Below are 17,260 nucleotides of genomic sequence, written 5' to 3' on the forward strand. Positions count from 1 at the left end.
CGGCGGGCTTTTTTGTGCTCAGGCGATCAGCCTGCAAGGCACCGGCGATGCCGCTGCCATGCATGACGCCATGCATCGATGCCGCCGCGCATCAGCACATCCCTGCGCGGGATCACGCGGCCTGCGGCTTGGCGAGCGGCTTGATCGGGGCCTCGCTGCGCACAGCCGCCGCCCCGGTGTCGCGATCACCGTCGCCATCGCCATTGACCAAGGCAAACAGCGCATCGGCATCGGCTTCCAGCACACGCGCCGAGCGCGCCAGGTCGTCGACCATCTGCGCCTGGTCGCGCGCCTGCACACCGATCGATTGCAGCGCGGTATTGGCGGTGGAAATGTCCCGCGCCTGCTCCTGGCTGGCAGCGGCAATCTGCTCCACGGTCGCGGTGACGCGCAGCACCGAGCCGACCATGTCCTGCATCACCACACCGGCCTGCTCAGCCAGGCGCGAACCATCGCCCACCTGGTCGGTCGCATTGTCGATCAAGCCACGGATCTCCTTCGCCGAGACGCTGCAGCGCTGCGCCAGGCTACGCACCTCGGTCGCCACCACGGCAAATCCACGGCCCTGCTCGCCAGCACGTGCCGCTTCCACGGCGGCATTCAAGGCCAGGATATTGGTCTGGAACGCAATGCCGTCGATCACCTCGATGATCTGGCCGATACGATCGGTCGCCGAGCGGATGCCGGCCGTGGTCTTGACCATGTCGGCGATGACGGTGGCGCCGCGTCGCGCAACATCGGCCGATGCTTCGGCCATGCGCTGGGCCGAATTGGCGCTGTCGGAATTGGTGCGGACGGTCTCTGCCAGTTGGTCGATGGTGGTCGAGGTCTGCGCCACCGCTGCCGACTGCGTGGACGAGCGGCTCACCAGCTCCTGATTGCTGACCGAAATATGGTGTGCCTCGCGCTGCACGTTCTGCGCGATGCTCAGTGTCTGCTGCATCAACTGCCCCATGCGCTCGGCAGAGCGCACCTGGTCGGTGACATCGGTGGCGTACTTGACCACCTTGTACGGCCGCCCGGACACGTCCAGGATCGGGTTGTAGGACGCCTGGATCCATACCGAACTGCCATCCTTGTGCAGCCGACGGTAGCGGCCCGCATCGAACTGGCCACGCGCCAGCTTTGTCCAGAAATGCCGGTAGTCTTCGGAGGCGCCGTAGCTTGCGTCGACGAAGATGCGGTGATGCTGGCCGATCGCCTCCTCGGCGGAGTACCCCAAAATGGCCAGGAAGTTGTCGTTGGCGGTCAGCACACGCCCTTGCAGATCGAACTCGATCACGCCCATGACCTTGTCGATGGCCTGGATGCGGCCATCGGCATCGGCCGAATCGACTACCTGACGGGTCACGTCGGTGGCGTACTTGACCACCTTGTACGGCCGACCGTGCTCGTCCAGCACCGGGTTGTAGGACGCCTGGATCCACACCTCCCGGCCGTCCTTGCCGATGCGCTTGTAGCGGCCCGCGTCGAACGCGCCGCGCCCGAGCTTGTCCCAGAACGCGCGATAGGCCGCCGACTGACGCGTTTGCGCGTCCACGAACATGCCGTGATGCTTGCCGCGGATCTCATCGAGCCGGTAGCCCATGGCCGCAAGGAAATTCTCGTTGGCATCGAGCACCGTGCCGTCCAGCGAAAACTCGATGACCGCCATGACCTTGTCGATCGCATCGATGCGGCCTTCGAAATCGGCGGTCTGGCGCACCTGCGCAGTGATGTCGGTGGCGTACTTGACCACCCGATAGGCCTTGCCCGCACGATCCAGCAACGGGTTGTAGGAGGCGTTGATCCATACCTCGCGCCCATGCTTGTCCAGGCGACAGAACCGCCCGGCGTTGAAGTCGCCGCGGCGCAGCGCCTGCCAGAACTGCCGGTAGCTTTCGCTGTCGCGGTCGCCAGGAGTCACGAACATGCGGTGATGCTGACCGACGACTTCGTCCAGCCGGTAGCCCATCAGTGACAGGAAGTTCTGGTTCACATGCAGGATGCGGCCATCCAGATCGAACTCGATCACCGCCATCACCCGGTCCACGGCATCGGCCTTGTGCTGCAGCCCACGGCTCCGGGAAGAAAACAGGCGTCCAAGCAGCGGCGGTAGGCGCATCGGGTTGAGATCCGAAAGAGGTGTCACAGCCTTAGCGACCCATGCCCGGGTTACTTGAATCGCTGCCTACGGCACGTTTGTGGCAATTCAGACGCTGCCGCCGGTGCGGCTGCCGGCGTTGCGCCGGCGCCTGCCTGCAATCGCCACCACCACGTCCACACAAATGAAAACGCCCGCAAATCATGGATTTGCGGGCGTTCAAAACACTGGCGGAGCGAGAGGGATTCGAACCCTCGATAGAGCTTTTGACCCTATACTCCCTTAGCAGGGGAGCCCCTTCAGCCGCTCGGGCATCGCTCCAGTTTTTGCGTCCTGCCGCGGTGTCCGTTGCAGGCCGCGAAGAATACCGGGTAAGAGGGGCTAACGTAAACCCTTTATGACGATCAATTCGAAGAATCGTCGCCGTGATGCGCACCGGAAGCGACCGGCTCATCCCCACGCTGGATCCGCTGATAGATTTCTTCGCGGTGTACAGCAACATCTTTCGGTGCGGTGATGCCGATGCGCACCTGATTACCCTTGACGCCGAGTACGGTCACAGTGACCGAGTCGCCGATCATCAAGGTTTCGCCTACCCGGCGAGTGAGGATCAACATTTTGCAAATCTCCTGGAACCGGTGGGCTTCCCACCAGCATCGGCGGCCGATTGATAAGGCCCGCCCTAGGTAAAGGGAATAGACCGGAAATGGTAGCGGGACACCCTGCCAACCAGCAAGGCATACCAGCACAAGTGTTCAGCCCAAGTGTTGCTTGACCCAGGAGGGCACGCCGTCGAGCGCGGTCGCAAGGGCGGGACCATCCTCGCCACCACCCTGGGCGAGATCCGGACGACCGCCGCCCTTGCCCCCGATCTGACTGGCGATATGGCCGAGGAGTTCCCCCGCCTTCACCTTGCCAGTTGGGCTGCCATTCACACCGGCCACGAGCGCAACCTTGCCGCCGGCGGCACCTGCCAGCACGATGACCGAATCGCCAAGCTGCTGCTTGAGACGATCCATCGCATCGCGCAGCGCCTTGGCATCGAAGCCCTCCAGACGCACGGCGACCACCTTGACGCCTGCCACGTCGACGGCACTGGAACCCAGGTCCGCAGTGGCACCGGAGGCCAGCTTGGCCTTGAGCGACTCCAGCTCACGCTCAAGCCGCTTCTGACGCTCGGTGAGCGCGCGCACCTTGTCGACCACCTCGGTAGCGTTGCCGCCGAGCAGGCTGGCCGCCTCGAACAGACGTCGCTCTTCATCGGCGACATGATCCAACGCGCCCTGCCCGGTCACCGCTTCGATGCGACGCACGCCCGAGGACACACCGCCTTCGGAGGTGATCTTGAACAGGCCGATATCGCCGGTACGGGTCACGTGCGTGCCACCGCAGAGTTCGGTGGAATAGCCGCCCATCTTCAGCACGCGCACGTTCTCGCCGTACTTTTCACCGAACAAGGCCATCGCGCCGAAATCCAGCGCTTCCTGCATCGCCATGTTGTGCACTTCGACGCTGTGGTTGGTGCGCACCTCTGCGTTGACCTTGCGTTCGATCACAGCAAGCTCTTCGGGCGTGATCGGCTGGAAGTGCGAGAAGTCGAAGCGCAAGCGGTCCGGCGCAACCAGCGAGCCCTTCTGCTGCACATGCGTGCCCAGCACCTCGCGCAGGGCCGCATGCAGCAGATGCGTGGCCGAGTGGTTGAGGATGGTCTTGCCACGACGCTGCACGTCGATGCCGCCCGCCAGCACATCGCCCACTGCCAGCGTACCCTCGGTGATGCGCCCCACATGGCCATGGAACTGGCCGGCAAATTTCTGGGTGTCGACGATCTCGATGGAGACATCGCCACCGCTGAGCTGGCCGCTATCACCGACCTGGCCACCGGATTCGGCGTAGAACGGCGTGCGATCGGTGAATACGATGACCTCGTCGCCGGCTTGCGCGCGCTCGACCGGGCGGCCCTGCTTGAGCAACGCCACCACCTTGAGCGCATCGGCGTCATAGGCTTCATAGCCCAGAAACACCGTCGGCGACATGGTGGCGACCAGATCGGCCGGCAATGCGACGCCACCGCCGAACTTGCCGGCGGCACGCGCGGTCTCGCGCTGACGCTCCATGGCGAACTCGAAGCCCTCCATGTCCACGCGCAAGCCACGCTCGCGTGCAATGTCGGAGGTCAGATCGACCGGAAATCCATAGGTGTCGAAGAGGCGGAACGCATCGGCGCCGGGAATCACTTCCTGCGAGCGCGCGGCGACCTCGTCGAAGATCTTCATGCCGGCGTCCAGCGTCTCGGCAAAGCGCTCCTCTTCGGCCAGCAGCGCCCGCGTAACGGTCTCCCGTGCGACCACCAGTTCGGGATAGGCCTCGCCCATCAGCTCGACCAGGGTCGGCACCATCTTGCTGAAGAACGGCTGGCGCATCCCCAGCATCCAGCCATGCCGCAGCGCACGCCGGATGATCCGGCGCAGCACATAACCACGGCCCTCGTTGGACGGCAGCACACCATCGACGATCAGGAACGAACAGGCGCGGATGTGATCGGCGATCACCCGCAGCGACTTGTTCTCCAGATCGGCGACACCGGTCAGCGCACTGGCCTTGCCGATCAAGGCCTGGAACAGATCGATCTCGTAGTTGGTATGCACGTGCTGCAGGATCGCAGCCAGCCGCTCCAGGCCCATGCCGGTGTCCACGCACGGCGCCGGCAACGGCACCAGGGTGCCGTCGGGCTGGCGGTCGAACTGCATGAAGACCAGGTTCCAGATCTCGATGAAGCGATCGCCATCCTCGTCCGGCGAACCGGGCGGACCACCGGCGATGTGGTCGCCGTGGTCGAAGAAGATCTCGGTGCACGGGCCGCATGGGCCGGTATCGGCCATTTGCCAGAAGTTGTCCGACGCATACGGCGCGCCCTTGTTGTCGCCGATGCGCACGATGCGACTTTCGGGAATGCCGATCATGTCGCGCCACAAGGCGAAGGCTTCTTCGTCGGTATGGTAGACGGTGACCAGCAGCCGGTCGGCCGGCAGCTTCCAGACCTGGGTCAGCAGCTCCCAGGCCCAGCTGATGGCGTCCTTCTTGAAGTAATCGCCGAACGACCAGTTGCCCAGCATCTCGAAGAAGGTGTGATGCCGCGCGGTGTAGCCCACCGAATCCAGATCGTTGTGCTTGCCGCCGGCACGCAGGCAGCGCTGCACGTCGGCTGCGCGCACGTAGCTGCGCTTCTCCGCGCCGAGGAAGACGTCCTTGAACTGGACCATGCCGGAGTTGGTGAACAGCAAGGTCGGGTCGTTGCCCGGCACCAGTGGCGCGGATGGCACGATGGTGTGGCCTTTCCCCTCGAAAAACGCGAGGAAGTCACTGCGGATCTGGGAAGTGCTGAATTTGGCGGGTGCGTTCATGTGCTGGCATTGGGCGGGCGGCAGTCCCGTTCACCCAATGAGATGTGGGCGCAGATGAGCGGAACAACCTGAAACCACGAAGGGTAGCAGGCCTGACGCCCTCAGTCCTCAAGGTCGAAGCGCGTGGCACTACGAATGCTGTTGCCATCAAAACCACGCCGGGCCAGCAGATCGGCGGCCTTGCGCCGCTGCGGCAGATCGGTGGGGCCCTGGTCGCCAAAGCGACGGCGGATCAGATCGCGCGCGTTTTCGGTCCAGTCGCCCTCGAATGTCGCCATTGCGGCACTGATGGCGTCGCTGTCCAGTCCATGGGTTCCGAGCTCGGCACGGATATGCAGCGGGCCGTAGCCCGAGCCTGCGCGATTGCGCACGACCGAAGCCGCAAAACGGGTGTCGTCCTGCCATCCTTCATCCGCCAGGCGCTCTACGGCCGCCTGTGCGGCGTCCGGCTCGATCCCGCGCGCCAGCAGCTTGCGGTTCAATTCCTTGCGCGAATGCTCGCGCCGCACCAGCAATCCCAGTGCGCGTTGGACCGGCGTCTGTTCCTTGAACCGGCGTCCCCGCTTTGGCGCGGGCGGTTGCTCGTCCATCGTGGGTGTCCCGAGTACGAAACTCAAACAGCATCAATGCGCCATCCGTGGCGCCTGCCCTCCTGGCCTTCGATAGATCTACCGCGGGAAGCGACGGCACTGACTCCGCCGTCCCCGCGATAGAAAACTTGCCGCAGCCATCAGTTCGGCCGTTCTGCCATCAGCCGGGCGCGGCTGGCAGGCGGAACCGGGGATGGCCCACTCGGACATCCTGGTTCGCGCTTGCCGCCGACACCGACCTGATCACGGCTCAGCTCGCTCTGACGGGGCTGCTGTCATTCCTTCTCGACGTCGTCACCGGCTTCGCGCGGCGCTTCGGCCGGCTGGAACTTCTCGCGCAGCTCGGCTTCCAGCCGCACCGCAACCTGCGGGTTGTCGCGAAGATAGCCGCGTGCGTTGTCCTTGCCCTGCCCGATGCGTTCTTCGCCATAGCTGTACCAGGCGCCGGCTTTCTCGACCAGCTTGGCTTCCACGCCCATGTCGATCAGCTCACCCTCGCGGCTGATGCCTTCGCCGTAGAGGATTTCGGTCACGACCTGCTTGAACGGAGGCGCCAGCTTGTTCTTGACCACCTTGATCTTGGTCTGGTTGCCGATGATCTCGTCGCCCTTCTTGATCGCGCCGATACGACGGATATCCAGACGGACCGAAGCGTAGAACTTCAGCGCGTTACCGCCGGTGGTCACTTCCGGGCTCTGGCCCGGCATCATCACGCCGATCTTGTGGCGCAACTGGTTGATGAAGACCACCAGCGTGTTGGAACGCTTGATGTTGCCGGTCAGCTTGCGCAGCGCCTGGCTCATCAGGCGGGCCTGCAGACCCGGCAGCTGGTCGCCCATTTCGCCTTCGATTTCGGCCTTGGGGGTCAGCGCGGCGACCGAGTCGACCACCACGATGTCCACCGAACCGGAACGCACCAGCATGTCGGCGATTTCCAGCGCCTGTTCGCCGGTATCCGGCTGCGACAGCAGCAGGTCGTCGACGTTGACGCCCAGCTTGGCGGCATAGATCGGGTCCAGCGCGTGCTCGGCGTCGATGAAGGCTGCGGTGCCGCCCTTCTTCTGGCATTCGGCAATCGCCTGCAGGGTCAGGGTGGTCTTGCCCGACGATTCCGGACCGTAGATTTCGACCACACGGCCCTTGGGCAGGCCGCCGATCCCCAGTGCGATGTCCAGCATCAGCGAGCCGGTCGGAATGACTTCGACGGCCTCGATCACACGGTCGCCCATGCGCATCACCGAGCCCTTGCCGAATTGCTTTTCGATCTGGCTCAGTGCGGCGGAAAGGGCGCGCTTCTTGTTCTCATCCATCTGGGTGATCCTTGTCAGTGATTTCGGTGTAGGGCTAATGTAACGGCGGTGTATCGCACAGGCTGAGACTGGCTGCGACACACTCAGATTAGAAAGGTGGCCATGGCGATGGCAGCGGGAAATCCTGTGGTACCGGCTCGGGATAACGCCAGTGCAGCCATCGGCGCATTGCTCAACGATTCGGCCTCAACAGCCCGCAGTACAGGCCCTCGATTGCGAAATCCTGATCCGGCAATACTTCGATCGGCGCATAGTCCGGGTTACGCGGCAGCAAGCGGATGCGGTCCTTGCCGATCTTCAACAATTTGACCGTGATCTCCTCATCGATGCGCGCCACCACGATCTGCCCCGAGCGCGCATCGCGGGTGCGGTGCACCCCGATCAGGTCGCCGTTGAAGATACCCTCGTCGCGCATCGAGTCACCCTGCACCTTGAGCAGGTAGTCCGGCGACGGCGAGAAGAACACCCGGTCCAGCACCACGAAGTCGTCCGAGCCGATATCCGCACCGATCGGCAGGCCTGCCGCCACACGTCCCAGCACCGGCAGGCGCAGTACATCGTCGCGCATCGGCTCGTTTGCGGCAGGCGGGGTGCGTGACTGGGCGCCCTGCCCGGCCAGGCGGATGCCGCGGGCCTGCCCGGGGACACGCCGGATCGCACCGGCCTGCTCCAATGCCTCCAGATGGTATTGCGCGCCGCGCACACCCTTGAAGCCGAAGGCGCGCGCGATCTCGGTCTGCGAAGGCGGTACGCCATCGGCATCGATGCGCTCGGCGATCAAGGCCAGGATTGCTTGCTGGGTATCGGTCAGGTCCATGGTTAGTAGTATTACTACTAACTGACGCCTGCGCAAGCGCCGCGTGGTGCCTCACGCGCAGGCCGGCAACCGGGCGGTACAGGCGCCGCGTCTAGCGCCGACTCCGCCAGATGGAAAACAGGATCCAGACACCGCAGATGGCTGCGCCGATGAAGCCGCCGACCCCCAACGCAAGCAGCCAGCGGCTGGCACTGCCGCCGACACTGTTCATGACGATCGACGAGCCGATCACCAGCGCGGCCGTCACGATGCCCATGGTGAGCCGGTTGGCCGCGCGATCGACCTGTTCGCCGAATTCGCGCAATGCCCGCGTTTCGACCTGCAGTTGCAACTTGCCGCGCCGTGCGGCCTGCAGCAGCCGTTTGAGATCGCGTGGCAGGTCGCCGATCAGATCGATTGCGCCGGTCACGGTGCGACGGCTGCGCCGCAGCATCGCGCTGGGCGCATAACGCTGCAGCACCACGCGTTCGAGATACGGGCGTGCCTCGGTGGCCATGTCGAAATCCGGATCGAGCTGGCGGCCCATGCCCTCGAGGGTGAGAAACGCCTTGATCATCAGCGCCAGATCCGATGGCAGGGTCAGCCCGTGATCGCGCAGGATCGAGGTGACATCGCCCAGCATCGCGCCGATGCGCAGCTCTTTCAGCGGCACGCCGCGGTACTCGTCGACGAAGGCACCGATGTCCTGCTGCAGCCGCGATTCATCGATCTCCAGACTGGTGCCGGCCCATTCCAGCAACACGTCGATGACCGCTTCGGCGTCGTAGCTGACCATGCCATGCAGCAGTTGCGCGACCTGGAAACGACGTTGCTCGGAAACACGTCCGACCATGCCGAAATCGATGACGGCGATGCGCCCGTCGCGCAGGTAAAAGATGTTGCCCGGATGAGGGTCGGCGTGGAAGCAGCCATCCTGCAGCACCATTTTCAGCACGATCCCGGCGCCGGTGCGAGCGAGCGCCTTGCGGTCCAGCCCGGCCGCGTCCACAGCGCGCATGTCCCGCCCGGGAATGCCGTCGATGAATTCCTGCACGTTGAGCGATTCGCAGGTCCACTGCCAGTAGACCGACGGCACCACCACCCCGGGGTCGTTGACGAAGTTGGCCGCGATGCGCTCGGCATTGCGACACTCGGCGGCGAAATCCAGCTCGCGTCGCAAGGAGACGGTGAATTGCTGCACCACTTCGGCGGGGCGATAACGCTTGAGATCGGGCGCGCGCGTTTCCACGATTTCCGCCAGGCGTGCCAGCAGGCGCAGATCTGCATCGATGACATCGCCAATGCCGGGGCGGCGGATCTTCAGCACCACCGGTGTGCCATCGGCCAGCCAGGCGCGATGCGTCTGCGCCAGCGATGCCGCAGCCAAAGGCTGTTCGTCCAGGCGTGCGAACACGCTTTCCGGCTCCGCGCCCAGGGCCGCGACCAGTTGCGGGCGGATCTGTTCGAACGGCAGCGCGGGCACTGCGTTCTGCAGCTCGCTCAGTTCTTCGATCCACTCCGGCGGCAGCAGGTCCACGCGCGTGGCCAGCACCTGCCCCAGCTTGACGAAGGTCGGCCCGAGTTCCTCGAGCGCGCGCCGCACCCGCATCGCCGCAGACAGGCGCAGGCGCCCCTCGGCGTTGTGCCAGTGCAGCAGCTTGCCGGCACGTTCGAGCACGTCGGCCAGGCCGATACGCCGCACCACGTCGCCGAATCCGTAACGGATCAGCACCGCGGCGATTTCCTGCAGCCGCCCGAGATCACGAACGGTGCCGAGTGCCTCCCACATCAGCACACCGCCTGCGACTGCGCTGCGGCAACAGGCGGCATCGCATCACGCCGCATCGCCGGCCGCTTGTCGTCGTTCGAAACCAAGGTTGACCACGCACCGCCACGCGCAACACCCATCGCTGCGCGATCGCTCGCGCACAGGACGGCGCAATCACCGGCTGCCTCACGCATCGGGCGCCAGAGGGCTGCGCACCGGTCATCCAGCAATGCCAGGACACCGCCAGCAGATGGATGCGGCGCGGACAACGACAGCACATGAGCAGAAAGCGGAAGCATCGGCACGCAGGTTGAAGGCGAGACCTTGTTTGTAGCCGATCTGCACGTGCCTGTCGCGCCATGGACAGCTGCGGGCTTAGCCGAGGTTGCGCTCGCGCAGGCATCCTGATGCCTTGGCAAGGCCGCACCAGGGCCTGATGCCGCAACCGCGAGCTCGGCCCGTACGTGCGGGGGCGCCCGGAAACGCATTCCACGCCCCGGCCTGTAGCGGCGCATCGATGACGATCGGGCGACAGGTTGCGTTGCCGATATCTTCTGCCCACGCTTCCAGCACCAGCACCAGCACCAGCACCAGCACCAACACCAGCGCTCGTCGTCGGCGCCGATGCCCAGCCACGCATCGAGCACCGTACAGCCCGGTTGCACCTTCTTCGGATGCAGATCGGAGCGCGCAGCGAACCCGGCGCAGCCAAGGCTGCATTGCCACCATGCATCACATGCGCAACCGCCCGCTGTCGACGAGAACCGCCGCGGCCAGAGCCACACCCCGCGCAGCAGGTACGTGCGCGTGGCTGCTGCGGCGTGGCCTAGAGCAGCGCGCTCAAGCCCCGCAACGCGGCAACCACGGTCTGGCGACGTACTGCATCGCGATCGCCAGCGAAGTGGAACAACTGCGCAGTGGCATAGCCGCCGCGCCGCTTCCAGCCGATCCATACCGTGCCGACCGGCTTGTCCTCACTGCCGCCCCCCGGCCCGGCGATGCCGGTCACCGCCACCGCAATGCTCGCACCGGAATTGACCAGCGCGCCCGAGACCATTTCGATCACCGTTTCGCGGCTGACCGCACCATGCACTTCCAGCGTGTGGGGGCGCACTCCCAGCAAGGCCTGCTTGGCCTCGTAGCTGTAAGCGGCCATGCCGCAATCGAACCAGTGCGAAGACCCCGCCACATCGGTGACCGCCTTGGCGATCCAGCCGCCGGTACAGCTCTCGGCAGTGACCAGGCGCTCGCGCGCGGCAAGCAGCTGTAGCCCGAGGTGTTCGGCCAGCTGCTGCAGTTCGGAATCGGCGGACATGGACATGGGCACGGCGAATGAAGGGGCAGCCGACGTTTTAGCCCAATTTGCCGCCCCTGTCTGCGCCGGCGTCCATTCGGCACCAGCGACGACGTGGCCCAGGTTCAGTGGCAGTGTGCGGCCCATCGCAGCAGGCATCGGCTGCGATGGCGAGCGGATCGCCAGGCTGTCGGCTGCGATGGCCTGCATCGTCCTGCCCTGGCGACTGCGGCAGACCTGTGTTGGCCGCCATCTGCCAAAGCGCCACGACCGGCGCGGCGCGATCGCCACACCGTATGACCCCACCGCTCCGACGCCATTGGCCTGCCGTGCCAGCGTCACGCTGCACGGCCGGCCACGCCGACCGTGCAGCGCCGATTACGACTCCCAGTCTTCGCGACGATCCGGCAGCATCGCGCGCAGTGGTGCACCGTCGTCGCCGGCAGCCAGGCGCTCGGCCTCGACCATCGGCAGGTCCACATCCAGCAACCAGCCGTCCTCGTCGGACTGCTCGCCGCGCACCACTTCCAGTTGATGCAACTTGGAGCGCAGGCGGCCTGCCGACGGTGGCAACCGCAGTTGCCCGGTCACATGGCGCAGATCCAGTCGCTGCCCCAGGGCGTGCTGCAGTTCCGGCAGCCCGCGCCCATCACGCGCAGAGACCCACACGCGCTCACGCCGCGCCTGGTCGGGAATGCCGTCCTGCGCATCGTGACGCACCTGCGCGCCTTCGATCTTGTCGATCTTGTTGAACACCAGCAGCTGCGGCAAATCGCCCGCGCCCACCGCATGCAACACCTCATCGACCTGCTGGATGCGTTCTTCGCGCAGCGGGTCGGCCGCATCGACGATATGCAACAACAGATCGGCGTCGCGCGCCTCGGACAAGGTCGAACGGAATGCAGCGACCAGTTGATGCGGCAGATCGCGCACGAAGCCGACCGTATCGGCCAGGATCGCACTGCCGCCCGGCAGCGCAATGCGACGCACGGTGGGATCGAGCGTGGCGAACAACTGGTCGGCCACGTAGGCCTCCGCACCGGTCAAGGCATTGAACAACGTGGATTTGCCGGCATTGGTGTAGCCAACCAACGCAATCCGCGGCAGTTCGCTGCGCATGCGCGCACGCCGCATCTGGGTGCGCTGCACCTCGACCTTCTCCAGCCGCTGCTGCAACTGCTCCACCCGCTTCTGCAGCAGGCGGCGGTCGGTTTCCAGCTGGGTTTCGCCAGGCCCGCGCAGACCGATCGAACCGCCGCGCTGACGTTCCAGGTGGGTCCAGCCGCGTACCAGCCGGGTGGCCATATGCCGCAACTGCGCCAGCTCCACCTGCAGCTTGCCTTCGTGGCTGCGTGCCCGTTGCGCGAAGATGTCCAGGATCAGGCCGGTGCGGTCGATCACGCGCCGCTCCAGGTAGCGCTCCAGATTGCGCTCCTGGCCGGGCGACAAGGTGTGGTTGACCAACACCAGATCCGCGCCGGTGGCCTCGGCGGCGGCCTTGATCTCTTCCAGCTTGCCGCTGCCGATCAAGGTCGACGGGTTCGGTTTGTCGATGCGCGCGGTGAGCGTGGCCGCCACCGTGGCGCCCGCCGACTTGGCAAGGTCGGCGAACTCCTCCAGCACATCCTCTTCGGCAGGCCCACCGGAGTGGGTCTGAATCAACAACGCGTGTTCACCCTTGCGTGAGCGATCAAACACGCACTACTCCATTACTGCTCGACGTCGTCATCTTCCGCCTGGTTGCCTTCATTGGATTGCACATACCCACCACCCGGCCCCACGCGCACGTTGCGCGCCGGCACGACCGTGGAGATGGCGTGCTTGTAGACCATCTGACTCACGGTATTGCGCAGCAGGACCACGAACTGGTCGAACGACTCGATCGTGCCCTGCAGCTTGATGCCGTTGACCAGATACACAGAGACCGGCACCCGCTCGCGCCGCAGCGCGTTGAGGAATGGATCCTGTAAAGATTGCCCCTTAGCCATCGAAAACTCCTCGTCATTATTGTTCTTATAGTCCCGGTCGACACCTGCCATCCCCAGCCGGTCCCGGAAACGGGATGTTACACGCCTGAAGCCTGCGGTACATCGGGACGTTGACCGAGGAAGCCGACAAGTGCGCATTCCAGTCGATGCCGGTCAGTGTCCGGGTCGAACCAGCGTGCGTCGAGCTCGCCACGCAGCCAGGTGAGTTGCCGCTTGGCCAGTTGACGGGTGGCCTGCACCGCCCTGTCGCGGAACTCAGCCAGGCTACCGGCCCCATCCAGATACTCCCAGGCCTGGCGATACCCCACCGCGCGCACCGCTGGCAGATCCAGCGGCGCGGCGACCGCGCGCAGTTGCGGCAGTACTCGGAGACGTTCCACTTCGGCCAGGAAATCCTGTGCCAGCATCATGTCCAGGCGTCGTTCGATGCGCGCATGCAGCACTGCGCGCTCGCGCGGTGCCAGTACGACCTTCAGCACCCGCACCGGCAGACGTGGCCCCGGCGGCAGCGCCTGCCAGTAACTGATCGGCTTGCCGCTGATGCGATAGACCTCCAGGGCGCGCTGGATCCGCTGCGGGTCGGTGGTATGGATGCGCGCAGCGGCGATCGGGTCCACGTCCGCCAGCTGCGCATGCAGCCTGGCCCAACCGAGCTGTTCGGCTTCGGCTGCGATGGCCGAGCGTACCGCCGGATCGGCCTCGGGCAACTGCGACAGCCCTTCCAGCACGGCGCGGAAGTAGAGCCCGGTGCCGCCGGCGAGAATCGGCAGCTTGCCGCGCGCCACGATCTGCCCGATCGCCTGCCGCGCATCGCTGGCGAATTCCGCCGCCGAATAGATCTGCCAGGGATCGCGCAGGTCGATCAGATGGTGTGGCACCGCCGCGCGCATCGCGGCATCCGGCTTGGCCGCACCGATGTCCAGGCCGCGATACACCAGCGCCGAATCGACACTGACGATCTCGCCGTTCCAGCGCTGCGCTGCCTCCAGTGCCAGCGCGGTCTTGCCGCTGGCGGTCGGCCCCATCAATGCAATTGCCAGCGGGCGTCGGTCGGCCGGCATCAGTCCTCGTCCGGCCAGCGAATGCCCGGTGCCGCAGGCGCGCTCACGCGTGGCAGCGGGATCGCCGCCATCGCGCTCCACACCTTCAAGGCATCCACGGTAGCAGCCACATCGTGCACGCGCAGCACCATCGCACCATGCTGGGCGGCGATCAGGTGCGCGGCGACCGAGCCGTACACGCGTTCTGCGGCGACCTGCCGCCCGGTCAGTTCACCGATGCTGCGCTTGCGCGACAGCCCGGCCAGGATCGGCAGGCCGAACTCCTGCAGGCGCTGCAACTGCGCCAGCACGGTGAGATTGTGCGTAGTGGTCTTGTCGAAGCCGAACCCCGGGTCGAGGATCAACCGGCGCTTGTCGATACCGGCCATTTCCGCCGCGAAGATGCGTTCGGCCAGGAAGCGATGCACCTCGGCCACCACGTCGTCGTAATGCGGCGCGTCCTGCATCGCATGGGGTGCGCTGCGTGCATGCATCAACACCACCGGCACCCGCAGTTCGGCCGCGGCATCCAATGCGCCGGGCGAACGCAGCGCGTGCACGTCGTTGATCATGCCGGCGCCGGCCGCGACCGCTGCGCGCATCACCTCCGGCTTGAAGGTATCCACACTGATCGGCACGCCGGTGTGCTGTGCCAATGCCTGGATCACCGGGATCACGCGCTGCAGCTCTTCGTCCAGCGATACCGGGGTTGCGCCCGGACGGGTGGATTCGCCGCCGATATCCAGCAGCGCAGCGCCCTGCTCGACCAGGCGCAGGCCATGCGCGATGGCAGCCTCGCAACTGGCGTGCTGGCCGCCATCGGAAAACGAATCCGGGGTGACGTTGACGATCCCCATCACCTGCGGCGCGTCCAGTCGCAGTTCGCGACCGGCGCAATCCAGCTTGAGGGCGGTGTCGAACATCGGGGGTGTCTCCTTGGAGGGGTTGCGGTAGGGCGTGGTCGGCGATGTGGCCGTATAACGCATCAAGGCCGGGAATCGCTTCCCGGCCTTGATGAATGCTTCTGCAGCTGACCGATGCGGGCGTTACAGCTGCTCGGCTGGCCCGGCAATCGGCGCCAACGGACGCGGGCTGCCCTTGTCGTTGTTGTTGCCGCCGTCCTTGTCGGACTTGCCCCAGCCCGCTGGCGGCGGCGGCTCGCGGCCTTCCATGATGGCGTCGATCTGCGGCACGTCGATGGTCTCGTACTGCAACAGCAGCTGCGACATCGCGTGCAGCTTGTCCAGGTTCTCGGTGAGGATGGCCTTGGTCTTGCTGTAGGCCTTGTCCAGGATCGAGCGCACCACTTCGTCGATCATGCGCGCGGTCTCGTCGGAAACGTTCTTGTGCTGGGTCACCGAACGACCCAGGAACACCTCGTCTTCCTCCTCACCGTAGGCCACCGGGCCCAGCTCGTCGGACAGGCCCCACTTGGTGACCATGTTGCGCGCCATCTTGGTCGCACGCTCGATGTCGTTGGACGCACCGGTGGTAACCTTGTCACCGCCGAAGATCAGCTCCTCGGCCACGCGGCCGCCGTACAGCGAGCACAGCTGCGACTCGATCGCCACGCGGTTCATCGAATAACGATCACCTTCCGGCAAATACATCGTCACGCCCAGGGCGCGACCGCGCGGAATGATCGTGACCTTGTAGACCGGGTCATGCTCGGGCACCAGACGGCCGACGATGGCGTGACCTGCCTCGTGGTAGGCGGTGAGCGTCTTCTCGTCCTCGCTCATGGCCATCGAGCGGCGCTCGGCACCCATCAGGATCTTGTCGCGGGCACGGTCGAAGTGGTCCATGCGGACTTCCTTCTCGCTGCCGCGCGCGGCAAACAACGCTGCCTCGTTACACAGGTTGGCCAGGTCGGCACCCGAGAAGCCCGGCGTACCGCGTGCGATGACCATCGGCACCACGTCGTCGGCCAACGGCAGCTTGCGCATGTGCACACGCAGGATCTGCTCGCGCCCCTTGACGTCCGGCAGGCCGACCACGACCTGGCGATCGAAACGGCCCGGACGCAGCAGCGCCGGATCCAGTACGTCGGGGCGGTTGGTCGCAGCGATCACGATCACGCCCTCGCCACCCTCGAAACCGTCCATCTCGACCAGCAACTGGTTCAGGGTCTGCTCGCGCTCGTCGTGTCCACCGCCCAGGCCGGCGCCGCGATGACGGCCAACGGCATCGATTTCGTCGATGAAGATGATGCAGGGCGCATGCTTCTTGGCCTGCTCGAACATGTCGCGCACGCGGCTGGCGCCAACGCCCACGAACATCTCGACGAAGTCGGAACCGGAGATGCTGAAGAACGGCACCTTGGCCTCGCCGGCAATCGCCTTGGCGAGCAGCGTCTTGCCGGTACCCGGCGGGCCGACCATCAGCACGCCGCGCGGAATCTTGCCGCCCAGCTTGGTGAACTTGGTCGGGTCGCGCAGGAAGTCGACCAGCTCGCTGACTTCTTCCTTGGCCTCGTCGCAACCGGCAACGTCGGCAAAGGTGATCTTGACCTGGTCCTCGCCCTGCAGCTTGGCGCGCGACTTGCCGAAGCTCATCGCGCCCTTGGCACCGCCACCACCGCCCTGCATCTGGCGCATGATGAACAGCCAGAAGCCGATGATCAGGATGACCGGCAGGAAATTGAGCACCAACGACCAGAAACCCGGCCCGGTGGAGGGCTTCTGGCGGGTCATTTCGATGTTCTTGCTGTACAGCACGTCGACCAGCTTGTCGTCGCGCGGCCCGTACACGGTGGCTTCGCTGCCGTCGGTGCGCTTGAAGCGGATCGCGTTGACCGCCAGATTGGTCTCGTCGGTGTAGTCCACCGATTTGACCCGCCCGGCATCCACTTCCTTCAGGAACTGGGTGTAGGTAATCGCGTCGGGGCCGACACCGCCCGCCATCCGCGGCGAGAAGCTCTGGAAGACGACCATCAGCACAACCGCGACGACCACCCACAACAGCAGATTCTTGGTCAAGTCGTTCAT

General features: G+C 65.3%; 15 protein-coding genes and 1 tRNA gene. All 16 read right to left on the reverse strand.

Annotation, left to right across the window (positions count from 1 at the left end):
* Nucleotides 1–112: 112 nt before the first annotated feature.
* Nucleotides 113–2,077: a PAS domain-containing methyl-accepting chemotaxis protein gene (locus EO141_RS18580; RefSeq protein ID WP_241236693.1), complete on the reverse strand. Its 1,965-nt coding sequence runs from the start codon at nucleotides 2,075–2,077 to the stop codon at nucleotides 113–115.
* A 234-nt stretch (nucleotides 2,078–2,311) separates the two neighbouring features.
* Nucleotides 2,312–2,404, reverse strand: a tRNA-Ser gene (locus EO141_RS18585).
* 83 nt (nucleotides 2,405–2,487) lie between these two features.
* Nucleotides 2,488–2,700 carry a carbon storage regulator CsrA gene (gene csrA, locus EO141_RS18590; protein WP_003481884.1) on the reverse strand — a complete coding sequence of 71 codons (213 nt, stop codon included), beginning with the start codon at nucleotides 2,698–2,700 and terminating at the stop codon, nucleotides 2,488–2,490.
* A gap of 138 nt (nucleotides 2,701–2,838) precedes the next feature.
* Entirely contained in the window at nucleotides 2,839–5,487 is a 2,649-nt protein-coding gene (gene alaS, locus EO141_RS18595; RefSeq protein WP_127169926.1) for an alanine--tRNA ligase, read from the reverse strand.
* Nucleotides 5,488–5,588: 101 nt separating this feature from the next.
* Nucleotides 5,589–6,077, reverse strand: a complete 489-nt coding sequence (gene recX / locus EO141_RS18600) for a recombination regulator RecX (protein ID WP_104582899.1) — start codon at nucleotides 6,075–6,077, stop codon at nucleotides 5,589–5,591.
* Nucleotides 6,078–6,352: 275 nt separating this feature from the next.
* Nucleotides 6,353–7,387, reverse strand: a complete 1,035-nt coding sequence (gene recA, locus EO141_RS18605) for a recombinase RecA (RefSeq protein ID WP_016904265.1) — start codon at nucleotides 7,385–7,387, stop codon at nucleotides 6,353–6,355.
* Between the two features lie 172 nt (nucleotides 7,388–7,559).
* Nucleotides 7,560–8,204: a transcriptional repressor LexA gene (gene lexA, locus EO141_RS18610; protein WP_104596802.1), complete on the reverse strand. Its 645-nt coding sequence runs from the start codon at nucleotides 8,202–8,204 to the stop codon at nucleotides 7,560–7,562.
* Between the two features lie 91 nt (nucleotides 8,205–8,295).
* Nucleotides 8,296–9,972, reverse strand: a complete 1,677-nt coding sequence (gene ubiB, locus EO141_RS18615; protein ID WP_115677095.1) for a 2-polyprenylphenol 6-hydroxylase — start codon at nucleotides 9,970–9,972, stop codon at nucleotides 8,296–8,298.
* A complete protein-coding gene (locus EO141_RS21445) occupies nucleotides 9,972–10,250 on the reverse strand; it encodes a hypothetical protein (protein WP_164739310.1) in 279 nt (92 codons plus the stop codon). Before EO141_RS21445 ends, ubiB begins: the two co-directional genes overlap by 1 nt.
* A 76-nt stretch (nucleotides 10,251–10,326) precedes the next feature.
* On the reverse strand, nucleotides 10,327–10,554 hold the full coding sequence (locus tag EO141_RS18620) for a hypothetical protein (RefSeq protein WP_127169927.1): 228 nt from the start codon (nucleotides 10,552–10,554) through the stop codon (nucleotides 10,327–10,329).
* 223 nt (nucleotides 10,555–10,777) lie between these two features.
* The gene (locus EO141_RS18625; protein ID WP_164739311.1) at nucleotides 10,778–11,272 is read right to left on the reverse strand and encodes a CinA family protein; all 495 of its coding nucleotides are present in this window, start codon (nucleotides 11,270–11,272) and stop codon (nucleotides 10,778–10,780) included.
* Nucleotides 11,273–11,623: 351 nt separating this feature from the next.
* Entirely contained in the window at nucleotides 11,624–12,943 is a 1,320-nt protein-coding gene (hflX, locus tag EO141_RS18630) for a ribosome rescue GTPase HflX (RefSeq protein WP_104648528.1), read from the reverse strand.
* Between the two features lie 11 nt (nucleotides 12,944–12,954).
* Complete coding sequence (hfq, locus tag EO141_RS18635) at nucleotides 12,955–13,233, reverse strand: RNA chaperone Hfq (RefSeq protein WP_005915027.1); 279 nt, start codon at nucleotides 13,231–13,233, stop codon at nucleotides 12,955–12,957.
* Between the two features lie 77 nt (nucleotides 13,234–13,310).
* Nucleotides 13,311–14,294, reverse strand: coding sequence for a tRNA (adenosine(37)-N6)-dimethylallyltransferase MiaA (gene miaA, locus EO141_RS18640; RefSeq protein ID WP_127169929.1), 984 nt, complete (start codon nucleotides 14,292–14,294; stop codon nucleotides 13,311–13,313).
* Nucleotides 14,294–15,196: a dihydropteroate synthase gene (gene folP / locus EO141_RS18645; protein ID WP_126971685.1), complete on the reverse strand. Its 903-nt coding sequence runs from the start codon at nucleotides 15,194–15,196 to the stop codon at nucleotides 14,294–14,296. Before folP ends, miaA begins: the two co-directional genes overlap by 1 nt.
* A 123-nt stretch (nucleotides 15,197–15,319) precedes the next feature.
* Nucleotides 15,320–17,260 carry an ATP-dependent zinc metalloprotease FtsH gene (gene ftsH / locus EO141_RS18650; protein ID WP_164739312.1) on the reverse strand — a complete coding sequence of 647 codons (1,941 nt, stop codon included), beginning with the start codon at nucleotides 17,258–17,260 and terminating at the stop codon, nucleotides 15,320–15,322.

Origin of the sequence: Xanthomonas sp. BRIP62415 (genome assembly GCF_003993515.1) — a bacterium.
GTDB lineage: Bacteria > Pseudomonadota > Gammaproteobacteria > Xanthomonadales > Xanthomonadaceae > Xanthomonas > Xanthomonas euroxanthea.